At 39.9% G+C, this 17,831-nt stretch carries 12 protein-coding genes; 10 read left to right on the top strand and 2 right to left on the bottom strand.

Going from position 1 to position 17,831, the window contains the following annotated elements; genetic code table 11:
* Entirely contained in the window at positions 1-3,384 is a 3,384-nt protein-coding gene (locus N8A89_RS00785) for a PVC-type heme-binding CxxCH protein (RefSeq protein ID WP_281540533.1), read from the bottom strand.
* Between the two features lie 286 nt (positions 3,385-3,670).
* Between N8A89_RS00785 and N8A89_RS00790 the strand changes: the two genes are divergently transcribed.
* The 7 genes from N8A89_RS00790 (at position 3,671) to N8A89_RS00820 (ending at position 11,625) form a co-directional block, all read left to right on the top strand.
* A complete protein-coding gene (locus N8A89_RS00790) occupies positions 3,671-4,540 on the top strand; it encodes an AraC family transcriptional regulator (protein ID WP_281540534.1) in 870 nt (289 codons plus the stop codon).
* A gap of 32 nt (positions 4,541-4,572) precedes the next feature.
* Positions 4,573-6,126, top strand: a complete 1,554-nt coding sequence (locus tag N8A89_RS00795) for an NAD(P)/FAD-dependent oxidoreductase (RefSeq protein ID WP_281540535.1) — start codon at positions 4,573-4,575, stop codon at positions 6,124-6,126.
* Between the two features lie 156 nt (positions 6,127-6,282).
* A complete protein-coding gene (locus tag N8A89_RS00800; RefSeq protein WP_281540536.1) occupies positions 6,283-7,587 on the top strand; it encodes a DEAD/DEAH box helicase in 1,305 nt (434 codons plus the stop codon).
* A gap of 50 nt (positions 7,588-7,637) precedes the next feature.
* A complete protein-coding gene (locus N8A89_RS00805) occupies positions 7,638-8,330 on the top strand; it encodes a Type 1 glutamine amidotransferase-like domain-containing protein (RefSeq protein WP_289644716.1) in 693 nt (230 codons plus the stop codon).
* Between the two features lie 79 nt (positions 8,331-8,409).
* Complete coding sequence (locus N8A89_RS00810) at positions 8,410-9,921, top strand: M28 family peptidase (RefSeq protein WP_289644718.1); 1,512 nt, start codon at positions 8,410-8,412, stop codon at positions 9,919-9,921.
* A 466-nt stretch (positions 9,922-10,387) separates the two neighbouring features.
* Positions 10,388-10,726, top strand: coding sequence for a hypothetical protein (locus tag N8A89_RS00815; protein ID WP_281540539.1), 339 nt, complete (start codon positions 10,388-10,390; stop codon positions 10,724-10,726).
* Between the two features lie 308 nt (positions 10,727-11,034).
* Entirely contained in the window at positions 11,035-11,625 is a 591-nt protein-coding gene (locus N8A89_RS00820; protein WP_281540540.1) for a Pycsar system effector family protein, read from the top strand.
* 6 nt (positions 11,626-11,631) lie between these two features.
* Here N8A89_RS00820 and N8A89_RS00825 read toward each other — a convergent pair whose 3' ends face one another.
* Positions 11,632-12,615 carry an SDR family oxidoreductase gene (locus tag N8A89_RS00825; RefSeq protein WP_281540541.1) on the bottom strand — a complete coding sequence of 328 codons (984 nt, stop codon included), beginning with the start codon at positions 12,613-12,615 and terminating at the stop codon, positions 11,632-11,634.
* Between the two features lie 132 nt (positions 12,616-12,747).
* Here N8A89_RS00825 and N8A89_RS00830 point away from each other — a divergent pair, with 132 nt between their 5' ends.
* The 3 genes from N8A89_RS00830 to N8A89_RS00840 all read left to right on the top strand — a co-directional run bounded on the left by N8A89_RS00830 (position 12,748) and on the right by N8A89_RS00840 (position 17,816).
* Positions 12,748-14,766, top strand: coding sequence for a S9 family peptidase (locus tag N8A89_RS00830; protein WP_289644719.1), 2,019 nt, complete (start codon positions 12,748-12,750; stop codon positions 14,764-14,766).
* A 184-nt stretch (positions 14,767-14,950) separates the two neighbouring features.
* A complete protein-coding gene (locus N8A89_RS00835) occupies positions 14,951-16,834 on the top strand; it encodes an adenylate/guanylate cyclase domain-containing protein (protein ID WP_289644720.1) in 1,884 nt (627 codons plus the stop codon).
* 559 nt (positions 16,835-17,393) lie between these two features.
* The gene (locus N8A89_RS00840; protein WP_281540547.1) at positions 17,394-17,816 is read left to right on the top strand and encodes a DoxX family protein; all 423 of its coding nucleotides are present in this window, start codon (positions 17,394-17,396) and stop codon (positions 17,814-17,816) included.
* Positions 17,817-17,831: the final 15 nt, after the last annotated feature.

The following is a 17,831-nucleotide window of genomic DNA, read 5'->3' on the forward strand; positions in this document are numbered from 1 at the left end:
CTATTTTACAATCATCACTCCTTGCATAATACGCCAGTGACCCGGGAACGTACAAATGAACGGATATTCCCCTGGAGTTTCTGGTGCCGTAAACTTCAAGGAATAAGAGGCATCGGGATTCAATAAAGGGGTCGCATACAGTACATCGCTGGTTTGTGGCACATAGTTGAGTTCAGCCGCGTTAGGGTCCGCTGCCATTTTATCAGCTGCAGCTCCTACTATTTCCATTTTGCCCGGTTTGGTTATAATAAGGTTATGCTGCATAAAATCAGGGTTTTCTAAAACCAGTTCCACCACCTCACCCGCTTTTACCTCAAACTTGGTGACATCAAATTTCATTTCATTGGTGATCGTCTTAATTGTAATCACTTTTGCATTAGAAACTTCTTCAGTTTTTAATTTTGAGGATTTATCAACGCCTGCACCATAATATTTCATTAAAAGTCCCGCTATATCAAAATTAGAGTAGGTTTTCGTTACTTGATTCGTATAGTTTTTCTCTACTTTATATTTCCAAATGCCATGTATCCTTATCATTTCTTCTCCTGACTGCAAATACAACTGCCAAAAATTCCCATAAATTCCACCTTGACCACCAGTATCTTCTACCCTAACCGCTATGGTATTTTTACCTGCCTTTAATACCCCTACTGGAATATCATAGTTTCTGTTCGAACTAAAACTCGAAGCCATACTACCTACTTCTATCCCGTTAACATAGGTTATATCAGAATCGTCAATAGGACCTAGTGCTAATACCGTAGCTTTATCTGCCATATTTGCAGGCACTGTTACTTCTTCTCTAAACCAAACTACCCCATCGATATCTAAACCTGCATCTTCCATATGTTGAGGAATTTCCATAGTTTCCCAACTTGTGTCATCATACGAATCAGAACTCATATCACTAACATCTCCAGATGCTTTTTTGTAATTAGGATTCGCTGCCATAAACGCATTTAAGAATCCGTCTACATGCTTCGCCGATGCCGCATATAAAGCTTTAAACAACCACAGATCACTTATAACTGCATCGTTATTACCAAGGTCATGCAATAACGAACCTACTTTTTGAGAAGATGGTCTTTCGGAAAAATAGAGTAAAGCTTCCAATTGTACATTTGGATTGCGGTCGTTCAACGTATTTGCCTTGAACAAGGCATCGTCTGAATCTTCATTTCTTGGTAATAACTGAATGGCTGCCTTACGGACACCTGCCGCCTTATGATATAGCGCCCCTTTTACCACCCCGAGCGCATTGCTATCCGATTCCAATGCTCCCAGTCCCGCTATGGTCCAAAGCGCATGCAAGGCTGCATTGTTCAGCCCTTCATCATCTACTTCTTTTTTATTGACCAACATGTACAGGTCGTTAAGTATATCGGTATTACCGCGTTCCACTAAGAGGCGTTGGGCCGTCAATCTCCAAAATTGGTTATCGCTGCTTAATGCTTCAATCAATGCATCCGGGTCGTCCTTGGATAGTTCCATCGGCTCATAGTCATCCTCATATTTAGGCACCACCCTGTAAATCCTCCCGTGCGACTTATCACGTAACGGATTCACATAGGCATTACCCTCTCCGTTTTCCGCATCGTAACCTCCCCTTTCCTCGTTAGGTGTCGGGTTATGCTGCACGATAAAATTATACCAATCCGCAACCCAGACCGCACCGTCCGGGCCCGTTTTTGCTTCTACCGGAGAGGTCCATTCATCGGCCGACGCAAAAAGATTACCGGCATCCTCCTCTACGTACCCGGCCCCGTCTTTTACGATCCTTGCCTGATGTACCAAACCACCAGTGGGTTCACATACGAACGCAATTTTGTTCCAATATTCCTCCGGATAATCCCTTGCGGTATAAAAATGATGTCCTGCGGCGGCCGTAAAGCCTCCAAAAACATCCACCTGTCTGTAATTGGGAGTAATTGGTTGCATATCATAATGGCCATCGATTTTGGCACTTCCATCAGTACCAATTCCCTTTACATCTTCAAAATTGGCATTGGGTATACCTACAAATACACTATGGGTATTATTAGCGGTAGAGGCAAAAATAGAGTTGTCTTCGGTTAGACCTAATCCCCATGTATTGTTACTGGTATTTGCTACTACTTCAAATGTTTTACGCTTTGGATTAAAGCGATATACATTTTGGTTGAATTTAAAATCCTGACCAAAAATGCTCCCTTCGAATCCAGAATAGCCTACGACGCCATACAAGTTATTATCTATGCCATATTGAAGATTGGACGGACCAGCATGGGTGTCAAAGGTTCCCCAACCTTCTATCAGGATTTCCTGAACGTCAGCCTTATCATCCCCGTTCGTATCTTTTAAAAAGATAAATTCCGGAGCTTGTGAGACTACGATACCACCATCATAAAAAGCAAAACTGGTAGGGATGTTTAGCTTATCCGCGAATATGGTGACCTTATCGGCTTTTCCATCGCCATCCGTATCCTCCAAAATTTTAATCTTATCGTCACCTATACTATTATCATTACGTACCGTATTGGGATAATCCACAGTTTCAATGACCCAAAGTCGACCTTTCTCATCCCAGTTCATGGCAATAGGATTGATAATATCCGGCTCGGATGCAAACAGTTTCACCTCAAAACCTGCAGGCACCTGAATGAACTTTTGGGATTCTTGTGGTGATAAGGGTAACTGGAATTTTGGTGCAGGATCTCGTTTTTCATAATTAGGAATATTAGCACGGTCCTCGTACTTAAGGGTTGGCATATCTTTCATAAAAGCATCCCTGTTCGTTTTTGCCTGCTCATCAACCGCCCAAAGAATTCCTGATTTTACCAATTCCTGAAATCCGGGATTGTTCCATGTGCGTTCATCATGACCATAGGCGGTGTAAAAAACCTTGCCCTCTCCTACTTCCTTCACCCATGTCCATGGCTCACGATGGTCTCCATCCACACGCTCCATCAAAACGGTAATATCATCCGAAATTTTATCGTGTACATAGGTTTCATCCCATGTTTCAAAAGGTTCTAAATCCTTGGTTACGGCATGTTCCTTATTCACGATTTCTGCTGTAAACGTACCGGTCTCGTGGCTCATGAACTGCGCTCCGACCAAATCAATATATTCCGGGGAATTCTTAAAACAAAAACTTGCCGAATGAATCGGAATAAAGGCCTTTCCACCTTTAACAAAATCCAATAAGGCCTTCTCCTCGTTCTTGGTAATTTCTTCGTGGTTGGCATATATGATGAGTACATCGTATTTATCTAGATTAGCGGAATTTAAATCGGAAGGTTTTTCGGTATACGTAATATTGATGCCCTCTTTGGTCAGCGCCGATACCAAAATTGGGAAATAGGCCCTAGAGTTATGATGCTCTATGGCGTGGCCAAGGAACAATAGTTCAATTTTTCTGGGTTGATCATCTTTTCTTTCCTCTTTTTTTCCTTCGTGGAACAGGCGACAAAAAAAACAGTGATAGCCAAAAACGAAATGTATAAATACTTGATTTTCATAGTGTGGTACATTTACTTCCTTTCAATATTACTTAAATTTTAGTGCAAAAATTCACTCTGATTTATCACATACTAACTGTTTTATATCATATAATGTTAAATTTTATCGATTTTTTGATAAATAAGTATGTATTTTAGACCAACTAGTAAAAAACCAATTGTAAAAATTCTTGAAAAACGCATTACAAAAATCTCCCATACCCCAGACAAAAGCGTTTTTGGCCAAATACCTTAAAGAGCCCGTTTTTGATCCGCACTGGCACTTTCATCCTGAATATCAATTATTCATGGTACTCAACGGTAATGGAACCCGCTTTATAGGCGATAATGTAAAGCGTTTTAAGGTCGGGGATATTACGTTTACAGGTCCTAACCTACCCCATTTGTGGCGTAGTGACCACCAAAAGGAACAAGAAAACAATATCGCTTGGTCCGAAGGAGTCGTCGTTTATTTTAAGGAAGATCTTTTAGGGGAAAAGCTTTTGAAAAGTGATGAAGCTATACGGCTTAGACAGGTCCTTCATAAGAGTTTACGCGGAATGGAATTTACTGGGGAAACCGCCAAGGAACTTAAAGAACTCTTATTGGCACTTATACCCCTGGAGGGATTTGAAGGTATCCTACAATTATTGAAAGTCCTGAATTTTATAAGCCATACCAAGGAATACCAATTATTGGCTAGTCCCGGTTATACGAACACCCTTAGGGAAGCGGATACAGAACGGATGTATGCGGTCTACGCCTATGTCATGAAAAATTTTAAAAAGAAGATTGCCCTGCCAGAACTTGCCAAACTCACAAATATGACCCCAACCTCGTTCAGCAGGTATTTTAAATTGCATGCCAACAAATCGTTCACCCAATTCGTTAGTGAAATCAGGATTGGCCACGCCTGTAAATTATTGATCGAACAAAAAAAGAACGTATCCCAAGCCAGTTATGAAAGTGGTTTTCAAACGCTATCGAATTTCAATAGACAGTTTAAGGCCATTACACAGCGTACCCCAATGGCATACAAAAAGGAATACGAGGTTTATTAAATCGATTCCCCTATTTGCTTTAATTTTGTCCAATGGTCAAGAATGTACAAGTACGCTTAACGTTGGAGGAAGAAGCTCAAAACGGCATGCTGCTAAAAAAGCTTGCACGCCAATTTGATATCCTCGAAGCCATCATTGCCTTTAAAGTACTTCGGAAATCCATCGATGCGCGGAAAGCTACCGTGTATTTCAATTACAAATTGGACGTATATATCAACGAGCCACTACCGGATGATGGTATTTCTTTTGACTATAAAGATGTATCCAAAGCAAAATCGGTGCATATCATTGGTTTTGGTCCTGCGGGTATGTGGGCCGCATTACGTTGTTTGGAATTAGGCTACAAGCCTATTGTCTTGGAGCGTGGGAAAAATGTTCGTGATAGAAGACGTGATCTAAAAGCGATTAATCAGGATCATTTGGTGAACGAAGATTCCAACTACTGTTTCGGTGAAGGCGGTGCGGGCACCTATTCGGATGGCAAACTCTATACCCGAAGCCTAAAACGGGGAGACGTTCGTAGAGTTTTTGAAAGTCTGGTGTACCATGGTGCTACAAATCAGATTCTGGTTGATGCACATCCGCATATTGGCACAAACAAACTACCGAAAATTGTACAAAATATTCGAGAAACGATTCTTCATTATGGCGGTGAGGTCCATTTTGACACTAAAGTAACCGATTTCATCATTAACGATAATCGCTTAAAAGCCATCGTTTTAAATGACTCAGTTGAAATGGAAACCCAACGGGTCATCTTAGCGACCGGACACTCAGCTAGGGATATTTTTTACTTGTTGGATAAAAAGAAAATTGCGCTGAAGGCAAAGTCATTTGCTATGGGGGTTCGTGTAGAGCACCCACAACAAATTATAGATTCCATTCAATATAGCTGTTCCGGGGAGCGCCATGCCTTATTGCCGGCGGCGGCATATAGCCTGGTGCAACAAGTGAAGAACCGAGGGGTGTATTCCTTTTGCATGTGTCCCGGTGGTTTTATCGTACCAGCGGCCACTGCTCCGGGAGAGGTCGTGGTAAACGGTATGTCTCCCTCAAAAAGAAACAACCTGTATGCCAATTCAGGGATTGTTGTAGAAATAAACGTGGATGAGGACATGCCCAAGTATGAGAAATATGGGGCACTTAAAGGCTTGGAATATCAGAAAAATCTGGAACGACTCGCCTTTACCTCGGGAGGAAGAAGTCAGGTAGCACCTGCACAGCGACTGACCGATTTTGTGGAAGGAAAATTATCCAAAGACCTTAACGCCACATCCTACCAACCGGGATTAAATTCGGCTCCTTTACATTCTTTACTGCCAAAACTAATCGGCAGCCGACTTCGCCAAGGTTTTGTTGAATTTGGCAAAAAAATGTATGGCTATTATACCCAAGAAGCTAATATTGTTGGGGTAGAATCCAGAACATCTTCCCCGGTTACCATCCCTAGAAATGAAAATTTGGAGCATCCCACTATTAAAGGGCTATTCCCGTGTGGTGAAGGTGGTGGTTATGCAGGTGGAATCGTCTCTGCGGCCATGGACGGGGAACGTTGTGCAGAGGCGGCAATTAAAGCCATTCCCTGATACCTTCAAATATGGAAAATTAATAGGTATTAAAATAAAATAATGCTCCAGGTTGCCATTCGTAATCAAACAGTTTTCTTTCCTAATTACTACCTTAGGTTTTGTACGTAGTTCTTCTTACCTAAATAGCAGTATCTTTGCCGCTTATTAGAAATTATGACCTTCAAAGAACTCGGCCTTGCCGAACCTATTTTAAAAGCCCTTGAGAAAGAGGGTTATACAGAACCCACTCCCATTCAAGAACAAGCCATTCCCATTTTACTAAAAGGAAAGGACCTTTTGGGTGTCGCTCAGACCGGTACCGGAAAAACAGCTGCTTTTGGTATTCCCATCCTTCATCATTTGTATGAGGGCATAAGCCTGAGCCAGAATAAAAGAAAGATAAAGGCACTGGTAGTGACCCCTACCCGTGAACTGGCCATACAGATTGGCGAGAGTTTTACCGCCTATGGTAAATATACCGGGCTTCGCAACACTGTTATATTTGGAGGTGTAAAGCAAGGAAAACAGGTCAATGCCCTACGAAATGGTATAGATATCTTGATTGCAACTCCGGGAAGACTACTTGATCTGATGAACCAAGGTTTTATAACCTTTAGGGACTTGGAATTTGTGGTTCTGGATGAAGCTGATCAGATGCTGGACATGGGCTTTATACATGATATTAAGAAGATAATTGCAAAACTACCTTCTAAAAGGCAGTCCTTGTTTTTTTCGGCCACTATGCCAAAAGCCATCGTAGAACTTTCCAGTAAAATGTTGGGAGATTTTGAACGGGTTACCATCAAACCCGAGCAAGCCACGGCTGAAAAAGTGGAACAGGGCGTTTATTTTGTTAGCAAGCCCAACAAACCAAAATTATTGGTCCACCTGTTAAACGAAAAATCCAACGATTCCGTTTTGGTGTTTTCACGGACCAAACATGGTGCGAACAAGATTGTAAAAAAACTAGCGCAAGCGGACATTAGGTCTGCGGCCATACATGGTAACAAATCGCAAACCGCAAGGCAAAAGGCCCTAGGCGATTTTAAGGACGGTAAGCTAAAAGTATTGATTGCTACGGACATTGCTGCTCGCGGAATTGACGTAGAAGAGCTTTCGCTTGTCGTTAACTACGACCTACCCAATGTTTCGGAAACTTACGTGCACCGCATTGGAAGGACCGGTCGTGCAGACGCCAGTGGAATAGCACTATCATTTTGTGACAAAGAAGAACGCCCCTATTTAAGGGATATAGAGAAACTTATCAGGCAAGCTGTACCCAGGATGCCAGAGCACCAATTTGTCGATAATGATACAGATCAAGAAGAAAATGAGCAACGCCCTTCTAGACCAAAGAACCCTTCCGCAAATATAAACAGGAAGAATTCTACTAAATCTAGAAACTCAAATTATAGAGGGAAAAATAACCGTAACAATAACCGACCTCAACGGCGAAACAATACAGAAACGACCGACTAACTTGCGTTCCAAATTCCTTGTATATTAGGGCCAATTAAATTTTAATCCGAATGCAAAAACAATTGGTGGTCTATGGTAGTGGACGACACACCGTTCCCTTTTTAAATTATATGGCAAAGGCTACTGGCAAGGAAAATTCGAACATATGCTTTATTCCTACTGCCAGCGGTGAGGACAAGGCCTATATAACGGAATTCTACAATGTGTGCTCTCAACTAGACGTAACGCCACATGTAATGTCCGTCTGGATCAACTCTTATGACCATAAGGAATCCTTTGAAGAAATAATTTCTAGAATGGATGCTATAGTCGTAGGAGGTGGTAATACCTTGAATATGCTGGCTATTTGGAAGGCCCAGGGAATTGACACTGCCCTTAAAAAAGCTTATGAAAACGGGGTCGTCATGGGCGGTGGCAGCGCGGGATCTTTATGTTGGTTCAATGGGGGCACTACGGATTCCAGACCTAAAGAACTGAGTATTGTAAAAGGGATGAAATTTATTGATAAAAGTCATTGTCCGCATTATAACTCTGAAAAATTTAGACGCCCGTTATATCATCAAAATATATTGTCAGGAGCCCTTTCCGACGGTTATGCATGTGACGACCGCTCCGCAATTCATTTCAAAAATGGGGAGGTTCATAAATCAATTTCTTTGGATTTCGATAATCACTCCTATTACGTCCACAAGAAGAACGGTAAAATTATTGAGGATGCGATTCCATGTGAAGTAATCGGCTAATTATTAAAAAATTATCCATTGATTATCAATCATTTGACTATCTTACCCCCTTCTGAAGACCAATAAAAACCAAACTAATATGAAAGCTTTTTCTAACCTCTTGTTACTTCTTTGTGTTTACTCCCTATCCGCTCAAACGGATATTGAAAAAACTATGGAAACCGTAAACCAAAGCAAAATTGAAGGACATATCTATTTTCTAGCCGATGACCTTTTAAAAGGTCGGGCTACAGGTACCCCGGAATTGAAGATCACCGCATCCTACCTGGCCAATACCCTGCGTGGTTATGGAGTAAAGCCCAATCCCAAAACCAATGATTACTACCAAGATGTAAAGTTGAAACGTGTATTACCCCCATCTGAAGTAAGCGTTCAAATCAACGACATGAAAATTGAAGATTATGCCCTCATTTTTCCTTCCCCTGTTCAACTTGAAGGTGATGCGCTTTTTTTGAACTACGGGCTATTGGATGATTATACCGGGAAGGACGTTAAAGACAAAGTGATTATAGTTAAAGCTGGTGGACCCGATGCTCAAGATGCACGCACCGCGTATGGCTTACGAATGGAGAAACAAAAAATGGCTAAAGAAAAGGGTGTCTCAGCCATTATTGAGCTTTTGGATACCAATGAAAATACGTGGAATTTCATGTCACATAATTTTAATGAGGCGAAATTGATGGTAGCCGAGAACGAAAATGGGGAAGATGATAAAAGTTACGACCAACAAGTGGCCCACCTTTGGGCGTTGGATACCGGTGGTGCTTTGACTACAAAGTGGGAACCTTCTACGGCCTTAACGGCAAAAATCAAACTAAGCGAGAAAAACGAGGAAGCAGTAATATCCCAGAACGTTATTGGAATTGTCGAAGGGACGGACCCAAAACTTAAAGACGAATACATTATTTACTCCGCACATTATGACCATGTTGGCATCGGCACACCGGACGAAACCGGGGATACTATTTATAATGGGTCGAGGGACAACGCTGTTGGCACTACCACAGTTTTGAGTATGGCAGAAAACCTGGCCAAATACCCTACGAAGCGCTCTGCCCTGTTCATCTTGTTTACTGGAGAGGAAGCAGGTTTATTAGGCAGCGAATATTATGTAGAAAATCCGGTTTTACCTCTAAATCAAATGGTCTACTGTTTCAATAGCGATAATGGGGGTTACAACGATACTTCTTTGGCAACCATAATAGGTCTTACCCGCACAACAGCTGAAAAAAATATAGCAAGTGCGGCAACAACCTTTGGGCTAAAAGCCATAGAAGACCCTGCAAAGGAGCAGGGTTTGTTCGATAGAAGTGATAATGTCAATTTTGCCAAGAAAGGTATTCCTTCACCGACATTTTCATTGGGTTTTTCATCATTTGATGGCGATGTCACCAAATACTATCACCGACCAGGAGATGAAGCCGACACCTTAGACTATGATTACCTTCTAAAATTTTTTAGAGCTTACGTCCTTTCTGGCCGGCAAATTGGTAATGACCTTTCTACACCGACCTGGGTGGTTGGGGATAAATATGAGGCTGCCGGTAATGCCTTGTATCAGAAGGTACCAGAGGTTCCTATGAAGAACTGATTACAGCGATTTATCGGCCCTAAGTATATGTTCAATTTCGCCTTTGGTCTCAGAAGGTTTGTTTTTAGCTTCCCAGTTTTTCACGTAAACGATTTAGAATCCGTACTATACCTTCGGAATATGGAATTGTAGCTTTAATTCAGGTACTCGAACAACAGCGAGATAACTAATCCTAGCATTTATATAATTTCGTCCTCATAAGATACTTAGATATTACTATTTCATCCATTAAGAATGAGGATTTTCATAAACTTAAGAGCTTAGTATTGATGAAATTCTAGTATTCCGTATTCTAAACACATTCCACAGAACTTAGCTAGTTGACAAAAGAAAAACTCCTCAAAATATATTTATCCAGTAAAAAGTCAGCTATGTCATACCAAGTTTTATTGTATATTTAAGTGATTCAAAATCGTCTCTAAACTTCCCCCTTTTGAGGCACGTAAACCATTTTAACTTCTAAAGTATGAGCAGCTCAAAAAAACACTGGACAAAAAAAGAATTAAAAATCTATCTGTTATTACTTTGTGCACAAGCAGATTCACAACAATCTCAAGAAGAAATAGCACTGATAAAGGCCAAAACAGATAACGACACTTTTAATAGAATTTATCAGGAATTTGTAAAAGATGAGGATGAGGATACCAGAATCCATAAAATAGAAATGGCTGTACACAAGCACGAATTTAGCCATATGGAATTGACAGATCTACGAAAAGAAACCAATGAACTTTTCAATTCAGACAAAAAATATTCTGCCGCAGAACGCTTTCTAGACAAACTACTGGATAATATTATTTATTGAGAATCAGATATTCTGTAGCCTAATAATTCCATCTCATCTAATGTTTGTCTAAAGATATCCTATAAGGCTATATATGCCCATTATAAAATTTAATGGCATTAAGGGGTAACTATGGCGTAAATGGTTCGGAAGAAGACGCTACGAATAAGTGAAAAAAGCTTTTAAATACTAAGAAGTAGGTAGTATAAGGGTAATGAATAAAGCGCAACTCATTACGGTGTACAATAAAATCGAGTAATGGATTTTAGACCACTATCAAAATGATATTCCAACCAAATCCAAATATTCGACTTAAATAACCAGAAATAATGGAAGAACCAGAAGACCAAAAAATTATAACACTTCAGAAAAAGCTTATTGAACAGTTGGAGTCTAAAGGCCATGCGGAGGAATTGGTGGATCACTATTGGGGCAGTATAAATTATGTATTGGGACTTATTCGTGCGTCCGAAGTAAAAGCAGGGCTTATCCTAACCTTCTATGGTATTCTCCTTAATTTTATCTTTCAACAAATTGAAATACTGCTGACTGGAGGACCAAGGGAGTTTTTGATATACGTACTTTTGGGGCTTTGGTTTTTATGCACGGCCACATCTATCTATTTTAGTATTCGTTGCTTTATGCCTCGGCTAGAAAGCAACTATGATAAAAATGTTTTTTATTTTGGCGATGTTATTACCAAATTTGGTTCCATCAACGAATTTTCCAAAATCTTCTATAAGATTAGCTTAAACGAGGAAGAGTTATTTGACCAGCTTGGACAACAGATATACATTATATCAAAAATTGCCGCCTTAAAGTTCAAATATGTAAATAGATCGTTACGCTTTTTGGCCTTTAGCCTGTTAATCTTTTTAATACTTGCTATTTCTTACGCCATACTTACCCTAAGAGCATAATCTTTGCTACAGTCTGCTGTAGGCCCTCAGGATATTTTCAATTTTAGCTTCGGTCTCAAGATCTATATTTTGACGTTCCTGCTTTTCGTTTAACCAATTTATAGTTCGGACTATACCTTCGGAAAAGGGAATCGTGGCTTTAAATCCAGGAACAAAAGTCTTGATTTTTGTATTGTCAAAAATGACGCTCTCTGCTTTATCGGCTAACAAAGTTCCTGTAAAGGAAGGTTCGATTTTGCAAATAAAATCCGAAGCAATATGTACCATCTTCGCTTCCCTACCAAGGGCGTTAGCCAAAATTTTATAAATCATGTTCCAACTTAATATTTCGTCCGACGTAATATGAAAAGCGTGACCAATAGCCTGTGTTAAACCTAAAAGTCCGACAAGGCCTTTAGCAAAATCATCGGAATGCGTTACCGTCCAAAGTCCGGTTCCATCCCCATGGACAATAATTTCTTTTCCGTTTAATATTCGCTGTGCCGTATTGTATTTGTTAAAACCTCCAATGGCGATAGGAATAACGGTGTCATAGGTCAAAGAGGGCCGTACAATGGTTATTGGAAAGCCTTCCTCACGATATGATTTTAGCAATCGGTCCTCACACTGGATTTTTCCTTGAGAATAATCCCATAAATTGTTGCAAAGCGGTGTCGATTCTGTGATTATTGGATAACTTAATGGAGTTTGGTAACAGGATGCCGAGCTTATAAAAACATATTGCTTGGTTCTTCCTTTAAAAAGGGCCAAATCCCTTTCAATATCGGCTGGGGTAAAGGCAATCCAGTTCACCACCACGTCCCACTTATGTTTTTTAAGCTCGTCTAGTTCTTCCGGTTTATTGATATCTCCAACAATGGACTTTGCCCCGTCAATCTCGACTTTAGACCTACCCCTATTCAATAGGAAAAGATCCATCCCTTTTTTAAGTGCTAGTTTGCTGGAGGGTGTGCTAATATTACCAGTTCCTCCCATGAATAATACTTTCATATAAATTTAAATTTTAAGTTACTCCTGCCGTCCAATCGGCCGTAATTTACAAGTTATCCTTGGAAGCACTGCCATAGCAACAGTTCGCTATATAATTGCTATATTCGATACTATCCATCAAACCTAATGAAAATGAAAAGATTACTCCAGTTATTTTTTGTACTTACCACAGCTTTTGCCTATACGCAAGCCACTTCCAATTTAGAGCTTCTGGACATTTACAACATGGAATTTATTTCCGATCCACAGATTTCGCCAGATGGAAGTAAAATACTCTATGTGCGAAACTTTAAGGACATCATGACCGATAAAAATCTTTCCAGTATATGGATTGTTAACTACGATGGTTCTGGCAACAGGCCAATTACAACGGGTAACCAAAATGATGTATACCCTAGATGGTCTCACGATGGAAAAAAAATCATCTTTAAATCCAATAGGCAAGATGACCGAATGAAACTTTACCTCATGTGGATGGATACTAAAGACGTAACCCCTTTAACCAATACGCCAAAAGCCCCTTCCAATATTTCATGGTCAAATGACGACCGTTATTTGGCGTTTACGATGTTCGTGCCCAAAAAAGAGGAATCCATTGTAAAAATGCCCTCCGCACCAGAAGGTGCCAAATGGAACACTCCGCCCACTTATATTGATAAATTGAATTACAGGGGTGACGGTCAAGGCTATATAAAAGGGGGTAATGACCAACTCTTTACACTTTCTATTGATGGTGGTACACCTAGGCAGTTGACTACAGCAGACTTTGACCACGGCGCACCTGTTTGGTCAAAAGACAACCAAAGCTTGTACTTTTCGGCGAATTTCAATCCGGATGAAGCCTTTGAACCTGCTAACAGCGAAATTTATGAACTCAACCTTACCACAACCGAAAAAAAGCCCTTGACCGACCGATATGGTCCGGATACCTCTCCTGTTCTTTCCCCTAGTGGCAAATTAATAGCTTATTCCGGATATGATGACAAATTACAGGGGTATCAGATTACTGAGTTATATGTCATGAACGCGGACGGTACGGATTCAAGGTTAATCTCAGGAAATTTTGACAGGGATATATCCAATGCTCAATGGGCTCTGGACGAAAAGGGACTTTATTTCCAATATGATGAGGAGGGCGATACAAAAATTGGTCATATCTCCCTAGCTGGCAAAGTTACTACGCTAATGGACGGTTTGGGAGGCTTGTCTCTAGGAAGACCCTACAATGCCGCAGACTTCACCGTTTCTAATGATGCCCGCTTTGCTTCTACACTTGGTGGAACCCAGCATCCTTCAGATTTGGCGGTAGGTGACAAAAACGGAAGTAAACGATTAACTTTTGTGAACGACGATTTGTTCTCTTTTCGCAAACTTGGCAAAGTGAAAGAAATTTGGTGGGAATCATCGTATGACCAAAGAAAGGTTCAAGGATGGGTAGTTACCCCTCCAGACTTCGACCCCAAGAAAAAGTATCCTTTTATTTTAGAAATTCATGGTGGCCCCTTTAGCAGTTACGGCTCAGTTTATAGCGCAGAAATACAAGCTTATGCAGCAGCAGGGTATGTAGTCCTTTACAGTAACCCTAGGGGTAGCACCAGTTATGGGGAAGAATTTGGAAATCTGATTCACCATGATTATCCCAACCATGACTATGACGATTTAATGAGTGGTGTAGATACAGTCATTAAAGAAGGATACGTAAATGAAGACGAGCTATTTGTGACCGGCGGTAGCGGTGGTGGTGTACTTACAGCATGGATAGTGGGTAAGACAGACCGTTTTAGGGCCGCCGTAGTGGCCAAACCTGTTATCAACTGGACCAGTTTTGTACTTTATGCGGACGGAGCAGCTTTTTTCTCCAAATATTGGTTCGGAAAAAAACCCTGGGAAGATCCAGAAAACTATTTCAGACGCTCCCCTCTATCCTATGTGGCCAATATCAATACCCCGACCATGTTATTGACAGGAGAAGAAGATTACCGTACGCCCATTGCCGAATCGGAACAGTTTTATACCGCCCTGAAATTAGAGGGAGTAGAGACTGCCATGGTACGGATTCCGGGAGCATCACATGGTATTGCCAATAAACCAAGCAATCTGATAGCCAAAATAGCAAGTATACTAGCCTGGTTTGAAAAGCACAAGGAATAAATCGGACTAAAAATAAAGGGAATGAGTTTTACTAAGTATATGACTCAGATAAAAAGTTCGCTGTTAAAGCTCTATGTTGAAACCACGAAAAATTAGTAATACATTTTATCGGCTTAGAAAAAATAGAATAGTCCTACTCTTCATTTTTCTGTTTTTCCAAGGTCTAATTTCTGCTCAAACGGAATTGGAGTCACTTTACACCATTTGGGAAGACGTAAATGAACCGGATTCCACACGCGCCCTAGCTCTATACGATTATATTTATGAAGGCCCTTTTTATAGTGCCCCAGATAGTGCCCTAGTCATGGCTAATCAATTATATGCCTTTACAAAGGAAACTAAATATGACAAAGGGACTGTAGATGCACTTAATCTGAAAGGGTACATTTCTTTTAGAACTGGAAACTATTCCGATGCATTTGCTTCATATAAGGAGGGACTTTCACTTTCCGAAAAAATCAACTATAAATTAGGTACAGCGGATATTTTATTAAGAACAGGTTTTATATACCATGATAATGAAGATGTGGTTAATGCATTAAAATATTATCAGAAAAGTCTAAAGATTTATCAAGAAATAGACGATTTAGATGGTATTGGATCTATCTATAATGAGTTTGGAAGTATTTATAGCGTTAAAGGCGATTTCGAAAAAGCGTTAGAGTATTATTTGAAGAGTATTGCCATAAATATGGAGCTTGATGATGAAATGGCGAATTCAGCACAATACATTAATACTGGCAACCTCTATCTGAATAAGGACGACTATGAAAAAGCACTGGAGTACTTTCACAAAGGATTGGCCATTGAAAAAGAGAGAAATGATAAACTGGGTAGGGCTTCAGCTCTTTCGGGTATTGGAAGTGTTCATTTAGAGCAAAAAAATTATACCGAGGCATTAAACTACTTGGAAAGTAGTTTAGAAATAAGTGAAAGTGTAAACGATGTGCAAGGGAGTACGTCCATCCTAATAAGTATAGCAGACCTACATCTAGATTTAGGTAACAATAAAAAAGCCATAGAATATTGTAAAAAAAGCCTTGCTCTAGCTAAGACAGTTGGTGACTTGGGCGGTCAAGAGTATTCATGTGAATGTCTTTACGAGGCCTTTAGGGCAATTGGGAATATTAATCAGGCATTGGCCTATCATGAAGAAATGATTCTCATTTCAGATAGTATTCAAACAGAAGAAACCGCCATAAAACTTCAGCAGATAGAATTTTCAAAACAAGTATTGGAAGACAGTTTGGTACAAGTGGAGAAGGATATGGAGATACAAATGAGGCATCAAGCGGAGGTTCAAAAAAAGGATAAGAACCGAAATCTAGCTATCGGTATAGGTCTTATCTTCTTTTTACTCGCCGTTGGGTTCTATATCAGATGGCGATTTGTAAAAAAATCACGTGCAATTCTCGAAAAAGAAAAAAACCGTTCCGAAAATTTATTGTTGAACATCTTGCCGGCAGAAATCGCAGAAGAACTTAAGGAGAAAGGCGAAGCATCCGCCCGTGATTTTGAATTGGTTTCAATTTTATTTACTGATTTTAAAGGTTTCACTGAGAAGTCGGCAGAACTATCCGCAGCAGAACTGATTGAAGAAATAAACGACTGTTTTAAGGCTTTTGACCTCATATGTGAAAAGCACGGAATAGAAAAAATTAAAACCATAGGAGACGCATATATGGCTGCTGGTGGGCTACCAGTTCCTTCTGAAAATTCTGTACTTAATACCATTTTAGCAGCTCTAGAAATGCAATCCTACATAACAAGGAGAATTTTAGAGAAGGAGAATACGGATGATTTTACTTTTGAAATGAGATTAGGTGTACATACAGGACCTGTTGTTGCAGGAATAGTAGGTGTCAAGAAATTTCAATACGATATTTGGGGAGATACCGTAAATATTGCTTCTAGAATGGAGAGTAGCGGTGCGGTGGGCAAGGTAAATATCTCCCAGGAAACTTATGAGCTGATTAAGGATAATCCTACACTAAAATTTACATATCGAGGCAAGATAAACGCAAAGGGAAAAGGCGAAATAGACATGTGGTTCGTAGAAAAAATATAGACTTTTTTTACTACTACTCCTAATTACCTTAAAATCATAAAATTTGAACACTTTTAAAAAGATTTCCTGATAATAGATCAGTTCTGTATAACTAACCAAATACTCCTTACCATTTGGCAATTCTGGGTATCACTTTTTAGGATTATTCTTATCGGCCTAGGTACTATACCTTTTTTTACATTCCATTTTAATTCTTCAAACTAAAATTATATTGCGGCAGGCCTTTGCTGAGTGGTTTGTTGATTTACCCTTAACCAAAAAAAGGTTTTATAGCATAGTTCTTTCCCAGTTCGTTTACGGATTCGCTTCTGCTCAAAAAATTACAACCAATCTTATTGTTACCTGTTTTTTGCAAATGAAATCTGTCAAGCACATTTTTACTAGCATTTTTGATAGGGACTAATTGGTAACGGCAAATATGGCTAACCTTTGCTACTTAAAATTTAGCTCACATAAAGGAAATTTTGTTTAACCTTATATAGTTTTATTTTTGAAATAATATTTTTTCAAGTACTTATAAATAAGTAACTTAGATAAATATTATTAAAATTTTATCGTTATGGCCACTATAAAATCGTTAAACAAATGGGCTAATGCCCATACGTATTATCCCTTGGATGTGGTGCGTGTTGCACTCGGGGTCTTTCTTTTCATAAAAGGAGTGGATTTTATGTCCAATCATTCTCAAATGGTTGAGATGATGAAGCCTTTTCAAGATTTACCGGGAGGAATGTTGATAATGCATTATATTCTTCCGGCACATTTTGTCGGAGGATTACTGATTGTATTCGGCTTGCTCACCCGTTGGGCGGTAGCCGCTCAACTGCCCATCCTAATTGGGGCGGTAATCGTAAACTTTATAGGAGTAATGAACGGGGTAAACTTAATTTTAGCCTTGGTCACCTTAGCACTCTGTGTTTTTTTCTTGTTCTACGGTTCAGGAAAACACTCAGCGGATTATTACCTGAAGATGCAGAAGTAAAGGGTTGCGTTTATG

Origin of the sequence: Maribacter aestuarii (assembly GCF_027474845.2) — a bacterium.
In the GTDB taxonomy this organism is placed as follows: domain Bacteria; phylum Bacteroidota; class Bacteroidia; order Flavobacteriales; family Flavobacteriaceae; genus Maribacter; species Maribacter aestuarii.